Genomic DNA, 23,577 nt, shown 5'->3' with positions numbered 1-23,577 from the left:
TATTTCTTTTTAAGGGATATTCCGTTAATATCTTGTCGATTAGCCTCTATAATTTCTCATCCTAATTTTCAACTAATCGGATAAGGAAGAAACAAACATTTTATAATCTGTCTATCAAATAAATATTAAGATTAATCGGATTATTCATAAAATAATATTTGATTTTATAGTATATCTTCCTTTTGTATCTCGCTATCCTTACCTTTTTTAAATTCTTTTTGGCGCAATTTAGGTATGAAAAAGTAAATATAAGAAAGGATAGTCACTGCCACTAAAATAATAACCCCAATAATTAATCCTATAGTCCATTCTGTTCCGTTAATAAACGGAAGCATTAATAACCATGAAAGTAAAAATGATCCTCCTCCTAAACTAGATATCAGGGAAGTGCCTTCTGGTATATTAAAACTTGCTGCATCTGCTAATTGTGTTTGCAACGGTGCAATAAATGTAGCAATCAGTAATATTCCCGCCATAAAAAAGGAGCCTATGAGTATTCCTCTAACTATATTTCCTCTGCTCCAGACTACTGCCCAAACAGCGAAAAATGGCAATACAGCTAAATCAGTAAAAGGCAAAAGTTGATTAATTCCAGTGAAACTTAGTAATACAGCAAGTATTAACGTAATAGGAACTAATAACAAACCAGTTGCTACCACACTTGGATTCCCTACAACCGTTGCAACATCTAAACCAATAAGAAGTTCTCTACCAGGAAGTTTTTTATTTAAAAACTTTTTAGCCCCATCAGAAATTGGCAACAATCCTTCCATCAGTAAACGAACCATCCTTGGAAAAATTAACATTACAGCCCCCAATGTTATAGCAGTTGTCAACAATTGACTAATTCCATTCTCAAATTCCCCACCAATAATCTGTGGAAAATACGCAAGAGCTCCAATTAATGCTCCCAATACTGTTCCTATAAATAAGGGTTCCCCTAAAATTCCATATTGCTTTTGAATCTTATCTGGATCTGCTTTTAATTTATTTAAACCTGGTATTTTATCCAGAAATTTATCTAATACCATACCAATCGGTGCCCAAGCCATTGTCTGCATATGAGGTAAGGAGACTCCAGGTAACCCAAAAAATTCTTGTACTTTCGGTGCTGTCAAATCGGCAAGTTTTAGTGTTATCACTAAAGTTACTAGCCCTAAGATAATTGACAGAATAAAATTGTTTGTTGCAGCATAGATAAATGCCGCACCAAATATAAATTGCCAATAATTCCACATATCAATGTTTAATGTTTTAGTAAACTTAGTAATAATTAGCAAAATATTTAACAAAATACCTAATCCAAAAATCCATGGCAAGATAGTAGTAGCTGAAAATGCAGCAGCAGCCGCTGTTGGCCAACCTGTATCAAGAACTGTTAAATTTATATTTAAATTGCTTACCATAGCTTCAGCTGCTGGTCCCAGTGTTTCCCCCATTAAACCAATTACCAAATCAATTCCTATAAAGCCTATACCTACCGTTAGCCCTGCTCGTAATGCCTTACCAATTTGCACTTGAAAGATCACTGCCATAATAAAAATAATAATTGGCATAATGATGCTCGGGCCAAGATTTAAAATAAAATCAATAAATCCAAGTACAGCTTCCATAGTTATTCTTACCCCCTCCGGAGATAGCTTTTTATTTCTTCATTTACTTCTTCTGCACCAATACCTGTTAGAAAAGGTACCCCTCGAAGTATAGGAATTTCCGTATCTAAGTTTACTTCTGCTGTACTAACAATCACATCTGGATTTACAGATTGAATTTGTGAAGCAATTTCAGAAGTACGACACTGATAAAATTCTGCCTTATACCCATTATCTTCCAAGTATTGTCTTATCTGTTCAATTACTGAAGTAGATGTCGCAATTCCAGTACCACAAGCCACGATAATCTTATTCATTATTTTTCCTCCTCTTCTTGATTCCATTTGTTTATAAGTGCAGAAATTTCATCTGCGGACTGTGCCTTCAATAACAAGTTTTTCTTTTGATTATCTTTGAAAAGTTCCATCACCCCTTTCAATACATTTAAATGCTCAGAACTTTCTTTTAGTACTAACACAAATACGATATCAGGATAAATTGTCTTTTGTTTGTTTTCCATCAATTGAAATGGAATATTATTTTTAAGCTTAATAACACTAATAATAGAGTGTTTGGTATGTTCTATTTCAGTATGAGGAATAGCAATAGAATAATCTCCCATTAATAAACCCGTTGGATATTCTTTCTCTCTTTTTATTAAAGCCTGTTTAAATGAATCTTTAACATAACCTCCCTTTATTAGTTCATTGCTAACATAATCAAATAATTCTTGTTGGTTCGAAGCGTTTTCAAAACTACTTGCTATAAATTTATGGTTTAAACCTAAACTCTCCATCATAAAGTCAATCCCCCAAACTGATTACACTTTCATAAATTTTATCTATTGAACAGCTTTAAAATATCAAAGCATTTCAACATATATTGTGTTTCACCAAATACATTATGGCGGTTTATTACATATCATTTTTTAAATAATTGGATTAATTGTTCCAAATCTGTAAAGGTCTTCACCTCACTCTCCATTGATTCCAACTGGAGTATATTTCGAAACATATTCCCTAATAACTTGCGTATCTTTCCCATGTCTTTTTCAGCAACAGCCAATAAAATAATTAACGATACTTGTGATTCATCATTCCATTTAACAGGCTGCCTAGTTGACATGACAGCTATTTTGGTTTCCTTTACAGTTGTCATTTCTCCATGAGGCGCAGCAATCCAACTTTGTACTAATGTATTGCCTAGCTCTTCTCTTTCAAAGACGCTTTGTTTAAATTCACTCGTTACAATACCATTTCTTTCAAATGAATTAATCATTGTATTTAAGCATTCCTGCTTATCAGTTGGTTCTTCATTTAAAAACAAATATTTTCTATCTAAATAAGCCGAAACCTCATCTGAATATGATTCCTGAATAGGTTCTTCCTGTTCAGTGGTGGAATACTTTAAGTAAGATCTATAAATATTTATTAAATCTTCATCACTTACAACAGGAGAAACATAGACAGTAGGGATAGAAATCTCCTTCAGATCAACAGAAGAAATGATAAAATCTACGTTTGAAATATCTTCATTATCTAGCATAGGCTTAGCAATCAATTTAAAATGAATATTAGCGGGCAGCATTTTTTTAATACGGTTCATAATTAAATCAGAAGTCACCATCCCGGTCTGACAAACTACTAAAATCTTTCTCATTGATGTTTTCCGCTCTATAGCAACCTGAAAATAAATTGTAATAAAGGTAACATCATCATCAGACAATTTAATGTCATATTTCTTTTCAAAGTTTTCTATTGCATACCAAACTATTTGAAATAAAATACCATAGTTCCTTTTTATATCATCTGATAAAGGGTTATAAATTATAACACCTGTTTTCATTCGGTAAATCATCGGAAACATGTGATAGATTAGCGAATTATATAACCGTTCGTCTGAATTTAAATTAATCCCCATTGCAAAGCTGACTTTTGAAATCATATCTTGAACGTCACCCGAGAAGAAGCTTTCAATGTATTTATTATTTATCTTTACTTGAACCCGATGAGCAAATAGTTGATTGCTTATATATTGAATTTCTAAATCTGTAAATTCAAAATTCATATTACTAGTAATTTGTTGACATATTTGTACTGCTAACGGATAATCTGTCAAAGTCTCATACCGCTCCCAATCCATCATAGGAATATCCTTGATATGATAACCTTTAGAAGAGCGCTCTGTTAAAATTATGAGAAAAATGAACAAAGATTTTAAATATTGTTCTGAAATATCTCTATCTAAGACCGAAATCATATCTTTCATTGTTTGTTCAACATGATTAATAACATTTTCATCAAATAGAAGGGCTAATTCCTTAACATAACTAAATATTGAATAATTGTAAGCTTGCTTTTTAATTACGTAATAAGCAAAACGTTTTAATGATTTTTGGATACCAATTTCAGATCCTTTAATTCTTGTTCCTTTTACATCTGATATTAAAAATACATCATCACCTATAAATCGCTTTATTTGGTCTATATCTTTCATAATAGAAGTAGTACTGACATACAATTCCATAGATAAAAATTGATATGTTAAGATTTTATTTTCTAACAATAGCCATTTAACAATTAAAATTTGCCGATTTAATGCCGAATAAAGAATATTGTCTTGTAATTTATTGTTTTTCAACAGCTGCTGATAAAATAAATTTGAAGTTACCACGTCTCCTGATAGTCTAATCCCTCGATTTGGCTTTCTTTCAAACTTTATATCAAAACAATTGAACTCATCTTCTAAATTTGCAATATCATTAAAAATAGTTCGTTCGGAAACATTTAAGATGTTTGCATAATAATTTGCTGGCATATATTCTTCTTTATCAGACATTAATTGAATTAATTTTGCTTGACGTACTGTAATATCAAACACTGTAAACACTTCCTAAGACAAGATTATATTGGGAGCCATCTATTCTACAAATTTATATCCGCTATAGTGAATCTTCGTTACAAGTTATTTTTCATCAACTCTTTTAAAGTCTATTTTATTTCTCCTCCTACTCCCTCTTTTTTAAAATATTAACTTAACTATCTTCAGATTATCATGTAAGCGTTTACCTTTCATTTCAAATTGATTCAATAATGATGATGAAAAAAATTATAATCTTAGGATTCGTATCAATTGATAAGAATCACCGACACCATATAATAAATGGAACTTTTACATTTCACACTTTGAGTCGCTATATTTCTGTTGCTTTACCTTTTATCTTTTTATGTATAACTGCTTCACAATAAACAGTACAACCAGTAGCTTTCATCTATGTATAATTGAACCACTGCATCCGGAATAATCAATGTGACTGAAAGACAAACTTAAAGAAGATTCACTAATCATTCTTTTTTATAAAACTAGCTATTAACAAACACAAAAGACACCTGAAGGAATCCTCTCCAATCCAGGTGTCTAAAAAATAGTTCATATTCATTCAACCAAATTCACAACATCTCTTCTAAGCCACCCACGCATACTCTTCCACCTAATCAACACCCCACACTCAAAAACCCTCCCCTTCAAAAAACGCAGATATCAACTTTACTGTCTCCTCCTGATCCGACAAAGGTAATAATTCCGCAGACAAAGCACCATTGTATCCTGTACTTGTTAATACCTCCAGAATCCTAGTAAAATCTAAGTGACCACATCCCATCGGTTTACGATTGCTATCAGCAACGTGAAAATGGGAAATAGCATCACCAGCTGTGGAAATAGCATCATATATAGACTTTTCCTCGATGTTCATGTGAAAGGTATCTAAAATCAGTTTCAAATTATCACTGTTTAATAAATGGATTATTTTAAGTCCATCATCGACCGTATTAACCAGGTTCATTTCATAACGGTTGATTGGCTCTAACGCCAGGACCACTCCCATTTTTTCAGCATGCCATAAGCACTGTTGCAGAGAGTCAATAAATACTTCATAGTCACCTTCTTCCACGGCTGTGCCACGAATCGATCCAATAATAACTTGCGTTTCTAATAAGCTTGCCAAATTGATATATTCATTGATTCGATGGATAGCTTTTTTTCTTTGAATGGAATCTTTAGAAGTGAAACTGACATTTTCATGAAAATAAGGATATCCGGATGATAAAGCCGCTACTTTTAGATCATTATCAGACAAAAGATTTTTAAGTTCTTGCATGCTTAAAGTAAAAGGACTTCTTAAATTCAATTCAATGTATTTATATCCCAATTTGGATACATAAGGTAAGGTATCATTTAAATCACCTTTTATCGGGATTGGTCCAAATTTTGTTTCTTCGCCAACAACAATACATTTTTGCATTTTGTAAACCTGCCTTCCTTTGTATTTACTCCTAACATACTATTTTTAGTATGATGTATATCCGCCATCAACGGTAAGAACGGAACCAGTCATATAACTTGAAGCTCCCGACGCTAGGAATAAAGCAGTTGCAGAAATTTCCGAGGGCTCTGCGAACCGCTGCATAGGAATTAAGTCAATCGTCGGTTTGTTAATCTGTCGGTCTCTCATCCACGGGTTAATCGGTGTCATAACATAACCGGGAGCTAGTGCATTTACCCGTATATTGTATTTCGCCCATTCGACAGCTAAGCTTTTGGTCAGCATGATAACGCCTCCCTTCGATGAACAATAAGCAGAGATGGTCCGATCTTTATTGACAATCATCCCTGACATCGATGCTAAATTAATAATATTACCTTCTTTTTGCTTCATCATGATTTTAGCAACACACTTACAACATAAAAACGTTCCTTTTAAATTGATATCGATCACGTTATCCCAGTCTTCTTCACTTAAATTCTCAGCTGGAACACGGCTATTGATTCCTGCACTATTCACTAAAATATCAATGGAATCAAAGGAGGATAATAAGTCATTTATCATTTGCTCAACGGAAGAAGCATCCGCCACATCTACTTTCAGCACCTTTGATTTGATTCCAAGTTTCGTCATTTCATGGTAAACACTTTTGGCATTTTCTTCGTTTATATCTGCAACAATGACATCTGCCCCTGCTTCAGCAAAAGTAATGGCAGTTTCTCTTCCTATTCCTGATGACCCTCCTACAATAAGTGCTGTTTTCCCTTTCAATGAAAACATTGATGGGATGTTTGAACGTGTCATTATTCCACTCCTTTTTTATAACATTAAAAATATTTTAACTTCATTTCATTAGATTCCTCCAAACATTTCTGGAAGAAAAAGAATAACATTTGGGAAAAAGATAAAAAAGATCACAAGTAAAATCAAAACAAATACGTAGGGCAAAGCCCCTTTAGATACTCTTTCTAGCGATAATTTGGATATATTCATGGAAACAAATAAGTTGACTCCTAATGGTGGAGTTAACATGGCAACTTCATTTGTAATAATCCATATAATACCAAACGCATACGGGTTAATGCCTACACTTGTTACTGCAGGTAATAGAATGGGTGCCAGTATCACAATGGTGGCTAATGTTTCCATAAACATGCCTAAAATAAGTAACAATAAAACAATCATAAACAAGACGATATACGGATTCGTACTTATATTCAGTAATATTTCCGTGAATTTTTGCGGGATTTGTTCAACGGTTAACAGTTCTCCAAATAACACAGAAACGCCAACGACAACTGTTAACATCGCAATCGTTATATTCGTATCTTTTATACTTTCCCAAATTTGCCTGATTTTTAGTTGCTTCGTAATAAATATACCTACAAAAAGAGAGTAAAACACAGCAATTGCTGAGGCCTCAACTGGTGTTGTAATTCCTAAATAGATGACTCCCAAAATTACAAACGGTGCTGCCAGCGACCATTTATTATGGTAGACTGTTTTCGCAAAATACGTTATCGTAAAATCTTCCGTACTCCCCTTATACCCTGCTCTCTTTGCCAGGGCATAAGCTGTTAACATCAAAACCAATCCTGTTATGAAAGCAGGAACGATACCAGCAGCAAACAAACCTGTTATAGAAAGATTGGCAATGACTCCATAGACGATTAATGGATTACTGGGCGGCATTAATATGCCTAAAGTTCCTCCTGTTGCAGATACACCAGCTGCGTATTCCCGGGAATATCCTGCTTTTAGCATAGACGGAATCATTAAACCGCCCATAGCAGCAACGGTACCAGGACCTGACCCTATCATCGCTGCGAAAAACATAGAACCCAGGATTGTGACAATTCCCAAACCACCTTTTATCCGTCCTACAATCATAGAAGCTATCTCAACAATTTGATTAGCCATCCCTCCTTTTTCCATCAGAGATCCTGCTAAAACAAAAGCAGGTACGGCTAATAAAGAATACATTTTAGATACTTCAAATAAATCGATGGATACCATGGTAATCGGAAAACCATTATAGACTAGCGTTATGACAGAGGCTATACCGAGTGAAACATAAACGGGTACTCCCAAAAGTAACGTCGCAAACAACAGCACCCATATTAATATCTCAACTGGCATTGGAATCGACCTCCTTGTTTCGAATTGTATACATCCAGGACTCCACAATTCGAATGGTCTGTAATAAAAATCCAATCGGAATAATCAGAAAAATATACTTCATATCCCAACCCATTACAGGAGAATACAAGGAGTTACTTGTCATCTGGTTAAACATAATCAAGCCTTGGTAAACCACAAATATATTAAAAGAAATCCATATTAAGTCCGTCACCATTGCCAAGATGTTTCTTATTTTTTCAGGAAGCAGTTTTAAATGTGCAGTAACCCTAATATGTACTCCTTTCTTAGCACCTAGGCTGGCAGTGATATAAATCAGCCCAAGGAATGCAAATTGAATTAACTCTACAGTTGCAGCAAATGATGTATTAAATAAATATCTGCCAATAACCTGTACAAAAAGAATTATTATAAGCGACGCTAATAAAAAACCACTAATGATTTCTTCCGCATGATAATACAGCCAACTTATCTTTTTTTTCATGATCATCCTCCATTTTAAGTATGAAAACATAGCCACCTATCTGATAGGTACAAAACATGAGTAATGGTGACTTTTTAGGTGGACCCATCTTTCGTCCGGAAAAAGATGGGTCCCCTACTTTTTCTAACAGCAATAAAAGTATCTTTGAACGCTTTTCTTGAGGTTTTCTATGGTTTTTCTCTGCCTACAGATTCCATGAAAGAATCTAGAATCGCAGGATCGCCAATGTCATCATAAAAATCTGGCCAAATTTCAAGTGATTTTTCCCTCCATACTTCTTCATCTTCCGGAGCCCCGAGTAATTCAACGCCACTTTCTTCGATTGCATTTTTGGCCTCTTCTTCTTGTTGCGTTATAATTTCATCGCTATATGTCCCAACTTCTAATCCTGCTTCCCTAATGACTGTTTGAACATCTTCAGGTAATCCATCCAAGAAATCTTTATTGATTAAGAAGGGACCTACCCAAAGTTTATAATGTGTCTCCGTAACATAATCCTGTACCTCTTGGAATCTATTGGTGTATATACTGACATAGGGATTTTCTTGTCCGTCCACTACTTTTTGTTGTAATCCACTAAATAACTCATCAAAAGCCATTGGCGTTGGCTCCGCACCTAGCGCTTTGAAAGTTTCTATTTGCAAATTATTTTCAGGAACCCTGATTTTGAACCCTCTCATATCGTCCATCGTATTGATTGGTTTACTACTGCTGATGACCCTAAATCCTTGTTGTGTCCAAGCAAGCGCTTCAAGGTTGGCATCTTCTTCAAGCTTTTCATTTAATACATCCCTGTTTTCGTCTATAATCTTTCGAAACTGATCGACATCCTCGAACATATAAGGAAGGTCGAAAGCGCCCAGCGAAGGACTATATTCAGATGCATTGTTCACAGCAACCATCGTTGCTTGTAACACATTGTTTTGAACCTTTTGAATCGCGCTCTGTTCGCCTCCCATTTGTCCACCCGGATAAATTTCGACTTCAACTTGTCCATCCGTTCTCTCTTCCACAATACTTTTAAACTCTTCACTTATTGCTGTATAGGGATCTTGATCACTCGGGGCATTGGTATGCGCTAATTTAAGTACAATCTTTTCACCTCCGTTCCCATCGGCAGAAGATGCTTCATCAGCTTCTGTATTCCCACACCCCTGCAGAATTGCGAACGTTATCAACATGATTGCTATAAACCCTACATACTTTTTCATCACTTCATCTCCCTTTTTAAAAGCTCATCGTAAACGCTTTCAAATACTGAAAAAATGTAACCTGGGTTCTCTCTCTATCCTTCTAACTTTTTAATAAAATTTTCATCCCATTTTTAGAAATAGCTGATGAAAATCCTTCCTCGAATTTTTCTAACGGCAGCTTATGACTAATCAGTTTTTGCAGTTCTTTTGTTTCAGGTAATCGCTTTACGGCCGTGCGAAAGCTTTTGTTCGTATAAACCATTGTCCCAAGAACTTTTAATTCCCTCAGGTTCACGTCACCGAGATCAACCGGAACGGGCTCTCTTTGAAGTCCCACGATGACAGCAGTTCCTCTCGTGCGAAGGATACTTGTCATTTGAGCAGAAGTTTTCTTAACAGCAGCTGCATCAAAGACGATGTCTGCCCCCATTCCATTCGTTAAATCATGCACCTTATCTAGTAAACGATATTTTTTGGCATCAATAGCTATAAATCCTAATTCCCTTATGATGTGCAGGCGATCATCACTCATTTCACTAACTGCAACCAGTTCCGCACCTGCCGCTCTAGCTGCTAAAGCAACCATAAGCCCAATCGGCCCTCCACCAAGTACGAAGACCTTATCACCAATGGTAAGATGCGAACGCTCCACTGCATGAATCCCCACCGCAAAAGGTTCCGTGAGAGCTGCAGTGTCCAAACTTACTTCATCCGGTACTTTATGAACATGGCGACCTTTCACTTTGATATAATCAGCAAATGCACCATCTACATCGATTCCATACAGACCAAAGTTACGACATAAATGCGTCCATCCTTGCATACATAGCTCACATTGCCCGCAAGATAGGAGCGGGTTCACGGTGACAGCATCTCCAAGCCTTATTTCTCCTGTACATGCACTTCCCATTTCAACCACCTCACCGGATAGTTCATGTCCCATGATCAAGGGATATGTAACACGCGGGTTTTTTCCAGCTCGTATGGATAAATCTGATCCACATATTCCTGTATACGCAACTTTTATTAACATCTCGTCCTCCACGATTTGTGGTACAGGGGTCTCTTTTAATACGAATGTTTCGTTTCGAATCAAATGTAAAGCCTTCATATTTTCATCCTTCCAACTATTAACGAGAGAATATTAGATATAATCTGAAAACGAAAGTAATACTTATCTTTCTATTTAATTTGTAAACGTTCCGACTATCCTATTTGTATGGATTAATGCTTCTATTTCTTCCAGCGATGGCATTGCTTCGGAACAACTATGACGGCTTACTACAATCGCTCCAGCTGCAGAGGCAAAGCTGATTCGATGTTCCACGGGCCATTTTTGTAATAACGCATAGACATAAGCAGCTCCGAATCCATCACCAGCACCTAACGTGTTCACGACGGAAACTGGATAAGGATCTACTTTACATATGTTTTCTCTGGTGAAATGAAAACACCCCTTACCTCCCCGCTTGGCTACCACTTCAGAAACGCCTAAAGATAATATTCTGTTTGCTGCCTGCTCCGGATCCGTACTACGGCCAGCAAATTCCAATTCTGGTTCATTTGCCAAAACGACATCGGTAAATTCTAAAGCAGCATCATAATATTTTTGCGCATCTGTTTCTTTTTGCCAAAATACAGGTCTCCAGTCTACGTCTATCACATTACAACCACCATGATTCCGGTTTTCTTTTAATGCCCATAAGGTTGCTTCCCGACTAGATGGCGTAGAGAGAGACGTTGCTGCCACGACAAGAATACGTTCGGATTCTAAAGGATCAAACTTGACGTCCTCTACATTTATTTGTGAATGCGCATTGGGATAACCATAATGCAATACCTCCGAATCATTTGGTGGAAATGGCGCAGCAAATACTAACGCAGTTGGGTAATCCGGATCCGTACGTAACAGCTTTATATCTACCCCTTCACTAGTTAAGCGATCTTTAATATACTTACCGAATATATCATTCCCTACCCTGCTGATCAGTCCAACATTTATTCCCAGGCGCCCTAGCCCAATGGCCGTATTAGCTGCAGAGCCGCCTACATACTTATGGAACATATCCGTTTTATCCAAGGGAACGCCACTTTGATTGGCGTACAAATCGACTAAAACACGACCCATTGTATATACTTTGATTTGAGTCATTTTGAACACTCCTTCAAGCTAAGAATTTAAATAATAAGGTCATTCACCTATCCATTCCTTTCTCCATCTCAACACACAGGTTACTGCTTTTCTTTATTTTCCCCAGACATCATAATCCAAATGTTTATACTTATCTAGAAAACGCTTCGGCATTTTTAAGGCATCCCTGCGAAATGGCGGAGCAAGCTGTGTCCCATCCACATAAATATTTAAGACTGCCGGTTTTCGTTGTTCAAGCGCTTCTTTTACGATTGGAGCAATATCCTCTGGATTATCAATGGTATATCCTAATGCTCCCATTGATGTTGCCACTTCAGCAAATTCCGGTGCTTCGATATCTGATCCGATGAAACGGTTATCGTAATAGTCTACTTGATTCTTTTTCTCCGCTGCCCATGCTTTATTATTAAATACACAGGCAATCACTGGAATCTGTTGTTCTACCGCTGTACTTACTTCGTGCAGGCTCATCCCCCAAGCGCCATCCCCGATAATGGCTACTACTGGTGAATGAGGTTCTGCCAACTGCGCTCCTAATGCGGCAGGATAGGCAAATCCCGTATTACCAAATGTTAAAGCTGCAATATGCCGTCTTGTCTGATTAAATTTTAAATATGCATTCGCCGTGGATGAAACGTTGCCAATATCAGACGATATAATCGTATTTTCCGGCAATGCTTTTGTTAATTCGAGTAACGCACGACGCGGATTAATCGGATTCCCGTCCCCCATTGCCAAATCAACTAATTCTTCTTCCCATTTTTCCTTCTCGCTTTTCAATTCTGCTAGCCTATCCAGCTTTTTCTCAGAAGAAGGTAATGCTGCTTGTAATTGGTTATACATTTCATCCGCGGTTGCTTTCGCATCTCCAATTAACCCTACTTCGACAGGATGCTTTCTCCCGATTTGACGTGGATTAATATCAACTTGAATGATTTTTGCATTTTTCGGAAAATAATCGATGTCATAACATGGCAACGTTCCAAAATAGGATAATCGTGTACCAATCGCTAAAACAACATCCGCTTTTTTCAACGTATGCATTGCAGCTTTGGAACCCATATAACCAATAGGACCAACTGAAAGCGGATGATCAGCAGGGAACGCATCATTATGCATATAAGACATCGCAACTGGTGCTGTTAGATGCTCTGCTATTTGACGAACGGAATCCATCCCATCGGCATCAACTACCCCGCGTCCAGAGATGATTACTGGGTATTTTGCTTCTTTTAATAACGTTACTGCCCTTTCAATAGACCCTAAATCTGCTGGACCTCTCACATCCATACGGTATTGATAGGGTTCTAAAATTTGATCTTCTAACTCCCCATAAAACAAATCTCTTGGGATATCGTATAATACCGGCCCACGTTCTGCATAAGCTATCCGAAATGCTGTCCGTAAGCAATCTGCCACTCTGCTTTTATGCGTTACACGTACCGTCTCTTTCGTAATATCTTCAAAAATAGATACTTGATCAGCTTCTTGGAATCCATCCCATCCAATCGTAGGCGTCCCAGCTGAGGGTGATATCACAACCATTGGCGTATGAGATTGGTTCGCTGCAGCAACCGAAGTTACCATATTGGTAATACCCGGCCCATTTTGGCCAATGATAACGCTCGCTTTTCCAGATACACGTGTATATGCATCAGCCATATGCCCCGCACTTTGTTCATGACGTACTGGTACGAATCGAATCCCTGCAGTTGAAAATAAATCAAGCATATCCATAAATGCAGAACCAACAATACCATATACTTCCTTAACCTCTTCCGCGACTAATGTTTCTACAATTGCTTCACTTGGTGTCATTTTCATCTTTTGATTTACTGCTTCTTTTTCTTTTGTTTGTTGATTTATCATTTTAAAATCCTCCTTGTATCTTCAGCCTATTTCCGCTCTAATAAAAAACCATATTTAATTTTCAAAATAGAATATCTCTCCGACGGCTACTCTCTTTTTTTAAATTCCAATATCCATAACAAAAACACACTCCCTCTTACTCATATTTTAGAAAAATTAATTTCTTAATTTTCTATTATTAAATATAATAACGTAAATAAATATATTGTCAATACTTTTATCGTTATTTACGTTGTAAAAGTTAATACAATTCTGACCCCTCGATAATGATAGATATTATAATAGATTTGGGAGGTGCAGAATGGACATAGGAAACCGCATTCGAAATTTACGAAAAGCTAAAGGGTTCAATGTTACAGAGTTAGCAAATAAATCTTTTATTTCTCAGTCTTATTTAAGCGATATAGAAACAGGAAGAACTGCTCCTTCTATTGATAAATTAAAAGTCATTTGCGATTCACTGGAAATTTCATTGGGGGAATTTTTTGGAGTTGTACCAGGATTACCTTCAAATATAATACGGCTAGTGGAGAACGCTCAGAAATTAACAGAAAAGGAAGTACAGCTCCTTTCTGATCTTCTTGAAGAAATGGTAACAAGAAATCAAACAACCGATAATGTTAAAAATCTGCCGGATGCATAATACATCGGCAGATTTTTTATTAGGTTTTATTTTTTGTAAGTAAACGTAAAATAGTCCATACTTTTTAATAGGTGTGGACTATTTTACGCTTACACAATCAAATCAAAAAACCTCCTGTGCCTTTGTCTTAAAACAAGTGTACAGGAGGTTTAGGTGTTATTATAGATACTTCGTTATTAGACGCTTACTCTGTAACTCACAAGATCTGATTCCAAATTTGCTATCTGCTGTTCATATTTATCTATGATGTTAGAGGATCCTTTAGCGCCTGCTATTAAGTCATCTCCTTTTTTTCCTCATTTTCATCTTTAAACGCTGTTACCTTTTTGGCATTTTCTACACAATGAAATACGTCACTGACAGAGCTCTTCCCAACATTTTAGTTTTTGCGATCATATTGCGAGACAGCTCCATTTCTCGGTATTCGAGAATGGTCTTAGTCGGAATTTTTCTAGCCATAAAAGTGGACTCTGTATGTGAAATAGTGGACTTTAATTGCGAATTCAATTAGATGTACAGCTGGACTCGATATGGATATTGATGAACCTGTTTATGCGAATTAATCAAGTTAGCAAAGCATTAGGTAACATAGGCGGAATGTCCAAAACTATAACTAAATAGTTTCTTCTTCGACTGCAAACAGCGGCTTATTTCTTAGCAAACTATAGTAAATACTTTAAAATAAACGAACATGAATTCATATTAAAGAAATATAAACACTCTTGTGATGGTTCACGCGTAATTGCAAGGGTGTTTATACTTACCAACCAGCCTACCAACCGCAAAAGTACTGTAATCCCTATGCAGGTGTTTTAAAGACAATAATTCCGTCAACCAAAACAGCTGCTAATAAATATGTGGGTATGGCATTCAATATGTACCAACCTTACAATCTTATTCACCACTAAATGCGGAGAGTTTTACCACCTGATGCAGAAGGGTTTACCATTTCTAATTATAAGTATCTTAATATGCTATCTATGACTATGATGACCTGTTCAACTGAAGAATAAGCACTGATTAACCACAGTTTTAACTGCTTGCCCTTGAACGCCATGCCACTTCTTAGTAATCGCTAGAAAGGGAACGGGCTCACCCGCAAGCGGAATTTAGAAGTGAATGTCCATGATACGCTATTTAAGCGGATGAATCCATAAAGGCTGGGTTTCTCCATCCGCCATTAAAACCACTATCACAGACACGAATTTCTGTTCTTTTCTACTTTTTCATCGCATAATTTTTAAGTTATTTTCTAAGAGTTATTGGTCACTTCCATATTACGGGTCTTATTAAAAAATCCTAACTCAGGTTCATTAATACTACCTATAAGCATGCTCCTATCAAGAAAAACGTTCATTTTCTCACAGCTTGTTTCTGAAATAAGCGAACAAGCATGACAGGCAGCAGCATTTAAAGAGTCTCTCCCTTGAGAATCACTTTCAATACACACTGGATCAAAACTACACCATTGAGCTTTTTCTAAACAAGAATCCAATATTTCAAAGAACTTTTCAGGAACTCCTTGCTTCACAAGCCCTCCTAAAGTCCCTTCTGAATCCGCACTTGAAGTATATATTAATATTCCATACATTTCTTCATCTTTAGCATCTGAAAAATAAATCCTTTCCTTCAATGCAGATGAAGAATAACCACTGCTAAAACTTAATTCCTTTATTAACAGATGTGATAATGTATGAATTAAATAATAATCACAATTGATATATGAAAGTTCATCCGAAAATCGAACTTTTTCTTCCTTTCGAATAATACGATTGTACACTGAAGTATTTTTAATTCGTTCCTTCCAATCTTTGACTAATTTTGGATTAAGCGAGAAGAAAATCCCTTCCCCTAATGAACGCATCCCCACATAATATCCATCTTTTCGTTTTAAAGATACTTCAACCGCTTCATCAATAGTTTCTTCTCCATCTAAAATTTTTTCCTTCATTAATTCAGAATCCGTAGTTTCAATTCTACTATAAGAGCGAAGAGCGCTAACCACCTCTAATTGATGTACCAATGTAATACTATTAATTAGTTTATTATACGGTGACTGTACAAATTCACTTGAAGGTAATATTTGAATGTTAAATCGTTCAGATTTTTCATCATATTCCTTTTGTCCTGTAAGAACATCAAATTCAGGCCTTCTATAATCCATGATATCTCCAGTTACTTCCGAAGTTTCAAATTTAAAAAATTTTAATGATATTTCACTCTTTACTTCATTAAACTCCTTCTCTATCTTCTCTGCTATCCATTCAATAAGCATCTTTACCTTTGTATTGTTACTTAGTTTTTCTATTCCATCAACTTTAGAAACAGAATTTAGTTCATCTTCTAAAGAAGAATATTCAGGACAACTTTGAATCATCTCAATAAGCTTATTCTCTTTAAACGGGATGTTAACTGAACTAGATATATTAGGAAAATGAAAATTATTAGCATTTCTTAAAAGTACTTTTAAACTCTCGTTGCATTTCCTTCCCCTTTCAGATTTCTTCCATTCATAATGCCCTTGACATTCAATCCCAATATTTTCTATCTTTTTTTGGAAATTCTTTTCATCAAAAACTCCACTTAAATTTCTAGTTATTTTTTTGGGGTATTTTTTCGAGCATGTTTTACATGTAACCATTAAGTCTGAAATCGATCCTGATTGCGCAGTACTTTCCAACTTAATTTCGTGATTTTTATACTCATTATAACTCATTCCTTCGTGAGGCCATTCCAACCAAGGGAAATCCTGAGCATGCCCATTTTTACAAGCACAAATTATACGTACGGGCACTAATTCAGTTCTTTTATTTCTGGGATCATAAGGTGTATTATCAAAAGCAACAATTCTTGAAGAAACTCCTTGCTCTAAAACCATCTCACGCCATTCATCAAATTTCTTCAGAACACGATCATAAGGAGAAAAATACCATTTAGGAAACCTTTTTCCCACGATATCTTGCTCGTCTTTTACTGGAGGCTCGATAAAACCAGCCGCACCCATTTCAGTCTCCAACCGAATATCATGTACCTTGTTACATTTCTCTGTAAGCCAGTGTTCAGAGTCTGCAATCATTACCGACTGATTGTTCACATCCATTAAAGCACCTATACCAAATGGCGTTAATAACTGAGACCTTCTAACATTAAATTCTGGATTAGCATTTTTTTTATTATAGGCCATTTTATCCCACCTCAATTAGTCGATTATTTTTAAATAAGCTGCATCTTCTACATTTCTCATTGTCCCCATTACCCGTGTTGCTTCGAAGTGGTGACTGCTGTCATCAAATGATTTTAAAACTAATTTCCCAGGAAACTCTTCACTTTTAGTTTTATATAAATAGTAATTCGTTTGATGTTCTTCTCCTTCAAGACTATCTGCTTCTTCTGCAAGATTAAGCCAATTGGCAACGAAATTTTTAATTATTTGTTTCGCATCTTCCCTATAAAGTTGATGAAAGTCTTCACTTGCCTTAACTCGACACATTAAATAGTCAACAGCTTCATCAATCTTTTCTTCATTATTTAAGATATTTATAGGTGAACTATCTCCAGAAAGTTCTTCAACCGTGTTTCTTAGCATTGCCACTAGTACACCAGCTACAGCTTTTTTGAGTGCTGGAACTGAAAATGGTGTAACACTACTAGATTCAACATATTTGTATAAACTTTGATGATAGGATTGAAATGTTTCATAATGTGATCTATCTCTACTTCTAGAAGAGTTATATAAGGTGCATACTAAACCAAGAGAATTACGTCCTACACGACTTGTTGCTTGAATATACTCAGATGTAAGTTTAGGCTGCCCAACTACAAACATTGAGTTCAAACGTTCAATATCAACACCAACTGATAACATATTAGTAGCTATTAATGTATCAACTGGTGGTTGCTTCTCTCTACTTTTTGAAATTTCAGTACTATCATGCTCTATATCTAATTTTTTTAATATTTCAGGGATTTCTAACCCCCGAATTCTAGAAGTTAATTCGACACTAGTGTTATCATACATTAAACGTTTTTTAGTATTGTTTCGTCTATTTAATTGGTTGATATATTCCTTAACATCATCTTTAATTAATCCAGAAGCCTTTCCAAGTTCACGAATACTATTAAAGTACCCTGCAACAGTCCAAAATATTTCTTCTTCATTAATGGTGAGATCGAGTTCTGTTATACTCTGCAACATTGCTGATAACAAACGCACTTCCGCAGTTACCTGCGATTTCCCTGTTGCCATAATCCCCATATATTCACGTCCATAATTTGATGTATCTTCTCTCACAAAGAAGTTGTCAGAAATATCAATACCATTTGGCGGGAATTGAAATAGTTTTCTATCAAAAATCGATTGCACTTGATCCTCAGCATTTCTAATTGTTGCAGTTGAAGCAATGTATTTTGGAGGAGTTCCGTTCCCTCCATTTTTAAATATATAATCAAATCCTGCTTCATACAAACCAACAATACTCCCAAGTGGACCCGATAATAAATGTAACTCATCCTGTATAATTACCTCTGGTCTACGATATTTTTGAGGATTATCAGACCCAAATAATTGTTGAGTCGATTCTTTTAGTGGAGCTTGTGCGAATTTGTCAACAGTACCAAATAACAATGTAGGTCGAACATTGTAAATACTCTCATCAACTACGTAAATAGGAAGACCTTTATTAAATTCGCATAATGAATTTGTACATTTCATATTATATTTTGAATTTGGCCGATCAATTGGGGCGTAACCCCATTTCCTTTTCTTATTAAAATATTTCTTATCTGGTATTATACTATGCTCTTCATGGCACCAAGGACACTTCAATACTTGAAAATTATTGCTTTTCTTCGCTTCATCTAAATCACTTTTTTCAACCATTGATTTAAAATTTTCTTTTGCATTTTTTAAATAGTTCTGTGTTCCTTCACCAATCCAAAGGCCAATTGTAATTTCTGTTTCACCTAGGTTATCTTTTTTTCTTCTTAGGAACTCAAGTGCACATATTAATTGAGAAGCTCGTTCAAATTGTTGAGCTGTCAACAATCGAAGAGTATATCTCATAATTACACTAACACCTTCATAGTTTGAATAATTCATACGCCTATATAATATAACTGCTGCGATTGCAAATAAATAGGCTTCTGTTTTCCCTCCACCGGTACTTACCCATATCAAATCAATTGTATCTCTATCAAGACTTTCCTCATTTAAAATTGATTCAAATGAATTTAAAACAAATGCAAGCTGAAATGGACGCCACACAAAATTTACATTACCATAATTTGACTGCTCATAATAATCTACTTTATCATTTGCTTTCTCTATTCTTTGTAGAAGCATTGCTTCATTTGCTAAATTGAAAGACTCAAAAGCTTTATCATCTTTTTGAAGCATAGCTATTGTATTTCGCATTCTTTCACTACAAATCTTACATTTTTCAATATTTTCTTTTGCATAGCTTTGAAACTCTTCTTTTATTTTAGAAATGCTCGTTTCAATTTTGTCAATCCATTCCTCGTACGCGCTTACAAATATGTCTAATTTTTCCAATTGTTCTTTGCGGTCCATATTAATATAACTATCTGCTCGAAGTATTCGCTTATCAAGATTAGGTATTTCAAATGACATTGGCAACAGTTCATATCGGGGTATATAATTTGTCTTAATTTGCGAAACTGAACTACCTTCTGCAGTCCACTCTGCTGCAACCCCTCTGCCAAAAGCATACGTTTTTTTATGACGATATAAAAATAAATTCATTGCATCCTCTTGATTCAACTTAGATAAACTGGGTAATTTAATATCCTCTGATGCCCAAAAATTTAATCCTGATTGTTTATCCACAGAAATTTCTGTTTGAAATAAATGATTGGCAGAATTATTTTTTACGACTAATGTAACTGCTAGAACCTGATGATTTTCTACTTCAATTTTTTGTATCTTTGAATACACTGTCACCTGTACTTTTTTGTTAAAAACACCATTTGATTCTTGTTCTTCACCATTAGAAATCTCCTGTTTTTGTACTCCTTCTTTTTGAAGATCAACTTTTATAGATTTACTATATGGGAATCGTTCATAACAATCCTTTTTCCTATAATTAATATTTTTAATCTTATTTACCAAAAATTTTAATTCACTGGAAATATCAGTTCTTTTATTAAGTTCTTTATTCAATTCATTAATTATATTTTCACGGTCTTTGGAAAAATAAGCATACCTAATATTGTTGTTTTTCTTATCAATTTCGAACAATGATTTTGCTTTTTCCGTTTCTGCTAGTCCAAGAAATCTTATAAGTTCATCAAGTGTCTCCTTATCTGATTGAATATAGGGGTTTTTAATCCTCTCATAATAAGCAGTTTGAAATAAAAAATCTAAGGATTCATTTTTAGTAGAACAATAAAAAGTCATTCCAATTGACGAAGGTAAGAAGCTATTATCAATCTCTGCAGATTCTTCTTTTTCAAATCCTTCTTGAGCTTCTTGAACAACTTCTTTACGTTCTTCTTTATCATGGTTGTCTTGTAATGGATATAAAATTCCTGTTACATATCTATTTTGTGGTTTTTCCGAAATTATTTCTCTAGTTTTGTCTATATTAATTCGTTCTGAACCTGGTCCAAGTAAAAGCTGACTGATTGCATCAGCATATTTGCTTCTTACTATTTTTTGCCTATCTTTATTAACTTTTTCGACCATTTCATTACCCCCTCAATATTTTATTTGTTAAAACCCTAGGAACTTCTTCAATGAATTCTCTTTCGATCAATACTACTTTATCCATAATAAACGACTTAATGCCTGAATTTGATTTTATTTCATCAAGCGAACGCCCTTCCAATTCATCAAGGAATTGTGCTCTGTCATCTACCAATTTTTTCTTTACTGATTTACTAGCCTGCTCATATTTTTCAGGGTAAGCTTTTATGTCATAATCTCCTATCATTATACCAACATATCTAATGAATTCTTTATCTCTTGATAAGATTGGTATTTTTTCAATAGAGGACCAAGCAGCATAAAAAGCAACTGTCTTTGAAGAAAATCCTAAATTCTCCATTTTCTCTTTTAATTCTAACGAGGATAAACGTCTATTCTCGATATAATCTAGAAGAGAATTTTTCCATCTATAATCTAAATACACTTCATTTGAACTCTCTTTTAAGGAATCTAATCTAGTAACCATGGACTTAAAGCGATTACGATAAAATTCATCAGCATATGGTACAAAAAATTCAATAATTGTTTGCCCAACTTTTAATTTTTTAGTCTCTATTTCTCGTACTATATTATCGGAGTCAACTACAAATATTTTGCTAAACTCAGTGCCAAACATGTTACCTCCAGATTCTAAATCAATACCTATTGTTACATCAACAGTACTGTTGTCACTTTGTATTTCCTCTTCAGAAGCATATTTTGAAATAAGTTCAGAAAATTTCTTTTCAATTAACTCTTCTTCTTCAAAATCATCAATTGAGTTTTTATGTAAATTTACACCTATACTATTATCAGTTTCCTTTCTATTCAAATATTTCTCAACAGCATGAAGATATGCTGAATTGTTTTTTGAATTAAATAAATCCATATTATCTAGCTTATGAATAATATGTTTATCTTTTTGTAAAGAATACTTTAGAAATTTTTCTTGTAATTGTGGTACTAAGACTGTAATTTCTTTTGCTAGGTAACTAGACAACCACTTTCTGCGTTCCGTTTTATAAGGAGATATTAGTATAACCTGTTCAAACTTACCATATAAATCCTCAGTAATATCAGATTTATACGAAAATATGGTTAATTGTTTGTCATTTATAAAATGTTCCCTACTTTCCTCTAGCATTTCATCCATTACAACGAGTAAACAGTTAACATTCTTATTTCTAATATTTTCAATTTTATTTCTTACTTGATATCCAAATCTGTTAGAATAGATATCATACAAAATTCCTGAAACTTCATCTACATTTTCTAAATTTTTTTCGAGCATATATTCACTTACTGCAATCATTTGCCTTTCTAAAGTATCTGAACTTCCAATAACCTGATTATAATTCATTTTTAAAAATAACTTAAGCAGCTTATCTAAATACTTCAATTTAGGTTCTTGACTGATTTCCCATAGGTATACATTAAGCTTTTCAATAGCCTCTGAATATGCTCTATTATTCGCTATAAAGTCGAAAGTGATTTCATATTCATTATTACTAGTCTCAAGCCAACAATACTCATTATTTATACCTTCTATAAATTCCACTGAGCTATTATTCATCACAGAAAACACACTTGAATATGTTCTGAGTGGTATTTCAAACTCTCTACAAGCATCCTCAAGATTTATTAAATTGGATATCTGACTCTTATTAAACCACTTATCACCAACTATAAAAACTCTACTTTCGTCAACAATTCCATCGTTTTCTTCTAAATATTCAACAACTGCATCTGGGCTAGAAGAGAAAAGAATCATACGTTTTTCAGTATTATTTGCATTAACAAGGTTTGATATCCTCATTGAATCTTTGAGATAATCCACACTACATATTTGACCAATACTATATGCTCGTTTTCCTAAATCTATTTTAGCAGTTAATATTTCATTTAATATCTTCTTTTCAGCCAAAATGATAACAGATTTTTCATTTGTCCAACTTAAATTTTTAATACCAAAATAAGCCTCAAAATCTTGCCTTACTTTGGGTATTTTTCGACGTTTTGTGCGATTAACTTTACTAGATTCGTTCTCTAAGATTTCTCTGGAAAATATCGATGTGACACCGTCTTTTTTTCCGTAAACTAATTTGATTCTATAGCCCGCACTCAGTTCATCCTTTCCAAGAAATTGATAGTATTGATTTCTAAATTGAATTTCTTGACCAACTTGCAATTTATCTATATCAAGCTTTCCACCATCGGAAATATTATCTAAATAAGTTTGCAAACTGATAGCGACAATTAATTCTTTGTAGTAACTACTATTTAGATATTGATACGTATACGAGTTATTATCTTCATATTCCTCCATAGCCAAGAAATCGGATATCACTCTTTTTTTATTCTTTGATATGTATCCAAATGGACTACTTGAAAATAACAAACTTTTAATACTATTCATACACGCTCCCCTTATAGACCTTTTACCTATAATTGTACACCATAATATATTTTTCTGGAACA

General features: G+C 34.7%; 16 protein-coding genes. 1 reads left to right on the top strand and 15 read right to left on the bottom strand.

Annotated elements, in window-relative coordinates; all coding sequences use genetic code 11:
• Positions 1-164: 164 nt before the first annotated feature.
• The 12 genes from B7E05_RS03570 to xsc all read right to left on the bottom strand — a co-directional run bounded on the left by B7E05_RS03570 (position 165) and on the right by xsc (position 13,753).
• Positions 165-1,613 (bottom strand): PTS galactitol transporter subunit IIC, encoded by a 1,449-nt coding sequence (locus B7E05_RS03570; RefSeq protein WP_080872569.1) that lies wholly within the window; start codon positions 1,611-1,613, stop codon positions 165-167.
• Positions 1,614-1,621: 8 nt separating this feature from the next.
• Positions 1,622-1,909, bottom strand: coding sequence for a PTS sugar transporter subunit IIB (locus B7E05_RS03565; protein WP_179134441.1), 288 nt, complete (start codon positions 1,907-1,909; stop codon positions 1,622-1,624).
• Positions 1,909-2,391 carry a PTS sugar transporter subunit IIA gene (locus B7E05_RS03560; RefSeq protein WP_080872565.1) on the bottom strand — a complete coding sequence of 161 codons (483 nt, stop codon included), beginning with the start codon at positions 2,389-2,391 and terminating at the stop codon, positions 1,909-1,911. Before B7E05_RS03560 ends, B7E05_RS03565 begins: the two co-directional genes overlap by 1 nt.
• Before the next feature lie 122 nt (positions 2,392-2,513).
• Positions 2,514-4,472, bottom strand: a complete 1,959-nt coding sequence (locus B7E05_RS03555) for a BglG family transcription antiterminator (RefSeq protein WP_080872564.1) — start codon at positions 4,470-4,472, stop codon at positions 2,514-2,516.
• A 628-nt stretch (positions 4,473-5,100) separates the two neighbouring features.
• Positions 5,101-5,895, bottom strand: coding sequence for a sugar phosphate isomerase/epimerase family protein (locus tag B7E05_RS03550; protein ID WP_080872562.1), 795 nt, complete (start codon positions 5,893-5,895; stop codon positions 5,101-5,103).
• Between the two features lie 45 nt (positions 5,896-5,940).
• The gene (locus B7E05_RS03545; protein WP_080872561.1) at positions 5,941-6,720 is read right to left on the bottom strand and encodes an SDR family NAD(P)-dependent oxidoreductase; all 780 of its coding nucleotides are present in this window, start codon (positions 6,718-6,720) and stop codon (positions 5,941-5,943) included.
• 48 nt (positions 6,721-6,768) lie between these two features.
• Complete coding sequence (locus B7E05_RS03540; protein WP_080872559.1) at positions 6,769-8,055, bottom strand: TRAP transporter large permease; 1,287 nt, start codon at positions 8,053-8,055, stop codon at positions 6,769-6,771.
• Entirely contained in the window at positions 8,045-8,539 is a 495-nt protein-coding gene (locus tag B7E05_RS03535) for a TRAP transporter small permease (protein ID WP_179134440.1), read from the bottom strand. Before B7E05_RS03535 ends, B7E05_RS03540 begins: the two co-directional genes overlap by 11 nt.
• A gap of 167 nt (positions 8,540-8,706) precedes the next feature.
• Positions 8,707-9,750 (bottom strand): TRAP transporter substrate-binding protein, encoded by a 1,044-nt coding sequence (locus B7E05_RS03530; RefSeq protein ID WP_080872555.1) that lies wholly within the window; start codon positions 9,748-9,750, stop codon positions 8,707-8,709.
• An 82-nt stretch (positions 9,751-9,832) separates the two neighbouring features.
• Positions 9,833-10,843 (bottom strand): zinc-dependent alcohol dehydrogenase, encoded by a 1,011-nt coding sequence (locus B7E05_RS03525; protein WP_080872553.1) that lies wholly within the window; start codon positions 10,841-10,843, stop codon positions 9,833-9,835.
• A gap of 75 nt (positions 10,844-10,918) precedes the next feature.
• Positions 10,919-11,884 (bottom strand): 5-dehydro-2-deoxygluconokinase, encoded by a 966-nt coding sequence (iolC, locus tag B7E05_RS03520; RefSeq protein ID WP_080872551.1) that lies wholly within the window; start codon positions 11,882-11,884, stop codon positions 10,919-10,921.
• Positions 11,885-11,977: 93 nt separating this feature from the next.
• The gene (gene xsc, locus B7E05_RS03515; RefSeq protein ID WP_080872549.1) at positions 11,978-13,753 is read right to left on the bottom strand and encodes a sulfoacetaldehyde acetyltransferase; all 1,776 of its coding nucleotides are present in this window, start codon (positions 13,751-13,753) and stop codon (positions 11,978-11,980) included.
• Between the two features lie 301 nt (positions 13,754-14,054).
• Here xsc and B7E05_RS03510 point away from each other — a divergent pair, with 301 nt between their 5' ends.
• Positions 14,055-14,396 (top strand): helix-turn-helix domain-containing protein, encoded by a 342-nt coding sequence (locus B7E05_RS03510; RefSeq protein ID WP_080872547.1) that lies wholly within the window; start codon positions 14,055-14,057, stop codon positions 14,394-14,396.
• 1,252 nt (positions 14,397-15,648) lie between these two features.
• Here the strand turns inward: B7E05_RS03510 and drmB are convergent.
• From drmB to B7E05_RS03495, 3 genes are read right to left on the bottom strand one after another with little or no spacing between them, the layout of a single operon-like run.
• Entirely contained in the window at positions 15,649-17,580 is a 1,932-nt protein-coding gene (drmB, locus tag B7E05_RS03505) for a DUF1998 domain-containing protein (RefSeq protein ID WP_080872544.1), read from the bottom strand.
• Positions 17,581-17,595: 15 nt separating this feature from the next.
• The gene (locus B7E05_RS03500; RefSeq protein WP_080872542.1) at positions 17,596-21,099 is read right to left on the bottom strand and encodes a helicase-related protein; all 3,504 of its coding nucleotides are present in this window, start codon (positions 21,097-21,099) and stop codon (positions 17,596-17,598) included.
• Between the two features lie 4 nt (positions 21,100-21,103).
• A complete protein-coding gene (locus tag B7E05_RS03495) occupies positions 21,104-23,515 on the bottom strand; it encodes a hypothetical protein (RefSeq protein ID WP_080872540.1) in 2,412 nt (803 codons plus the stop codon).
• Positions 23,516-23,577 lie beyond the last annotated feature (62 nt).

This window comes from Oceanobacillus timonensis, from assembly GCF_900166635.1.
Lineage (GTDB): Bacteria > Bacillota > Bacilli > Bacillales > Amphibacillaceae > Oceanobacillus > Oceanobacillus timonensis.
This window is presented reverse-complemented; position numbering and strand designations above follow the sequence as displayed.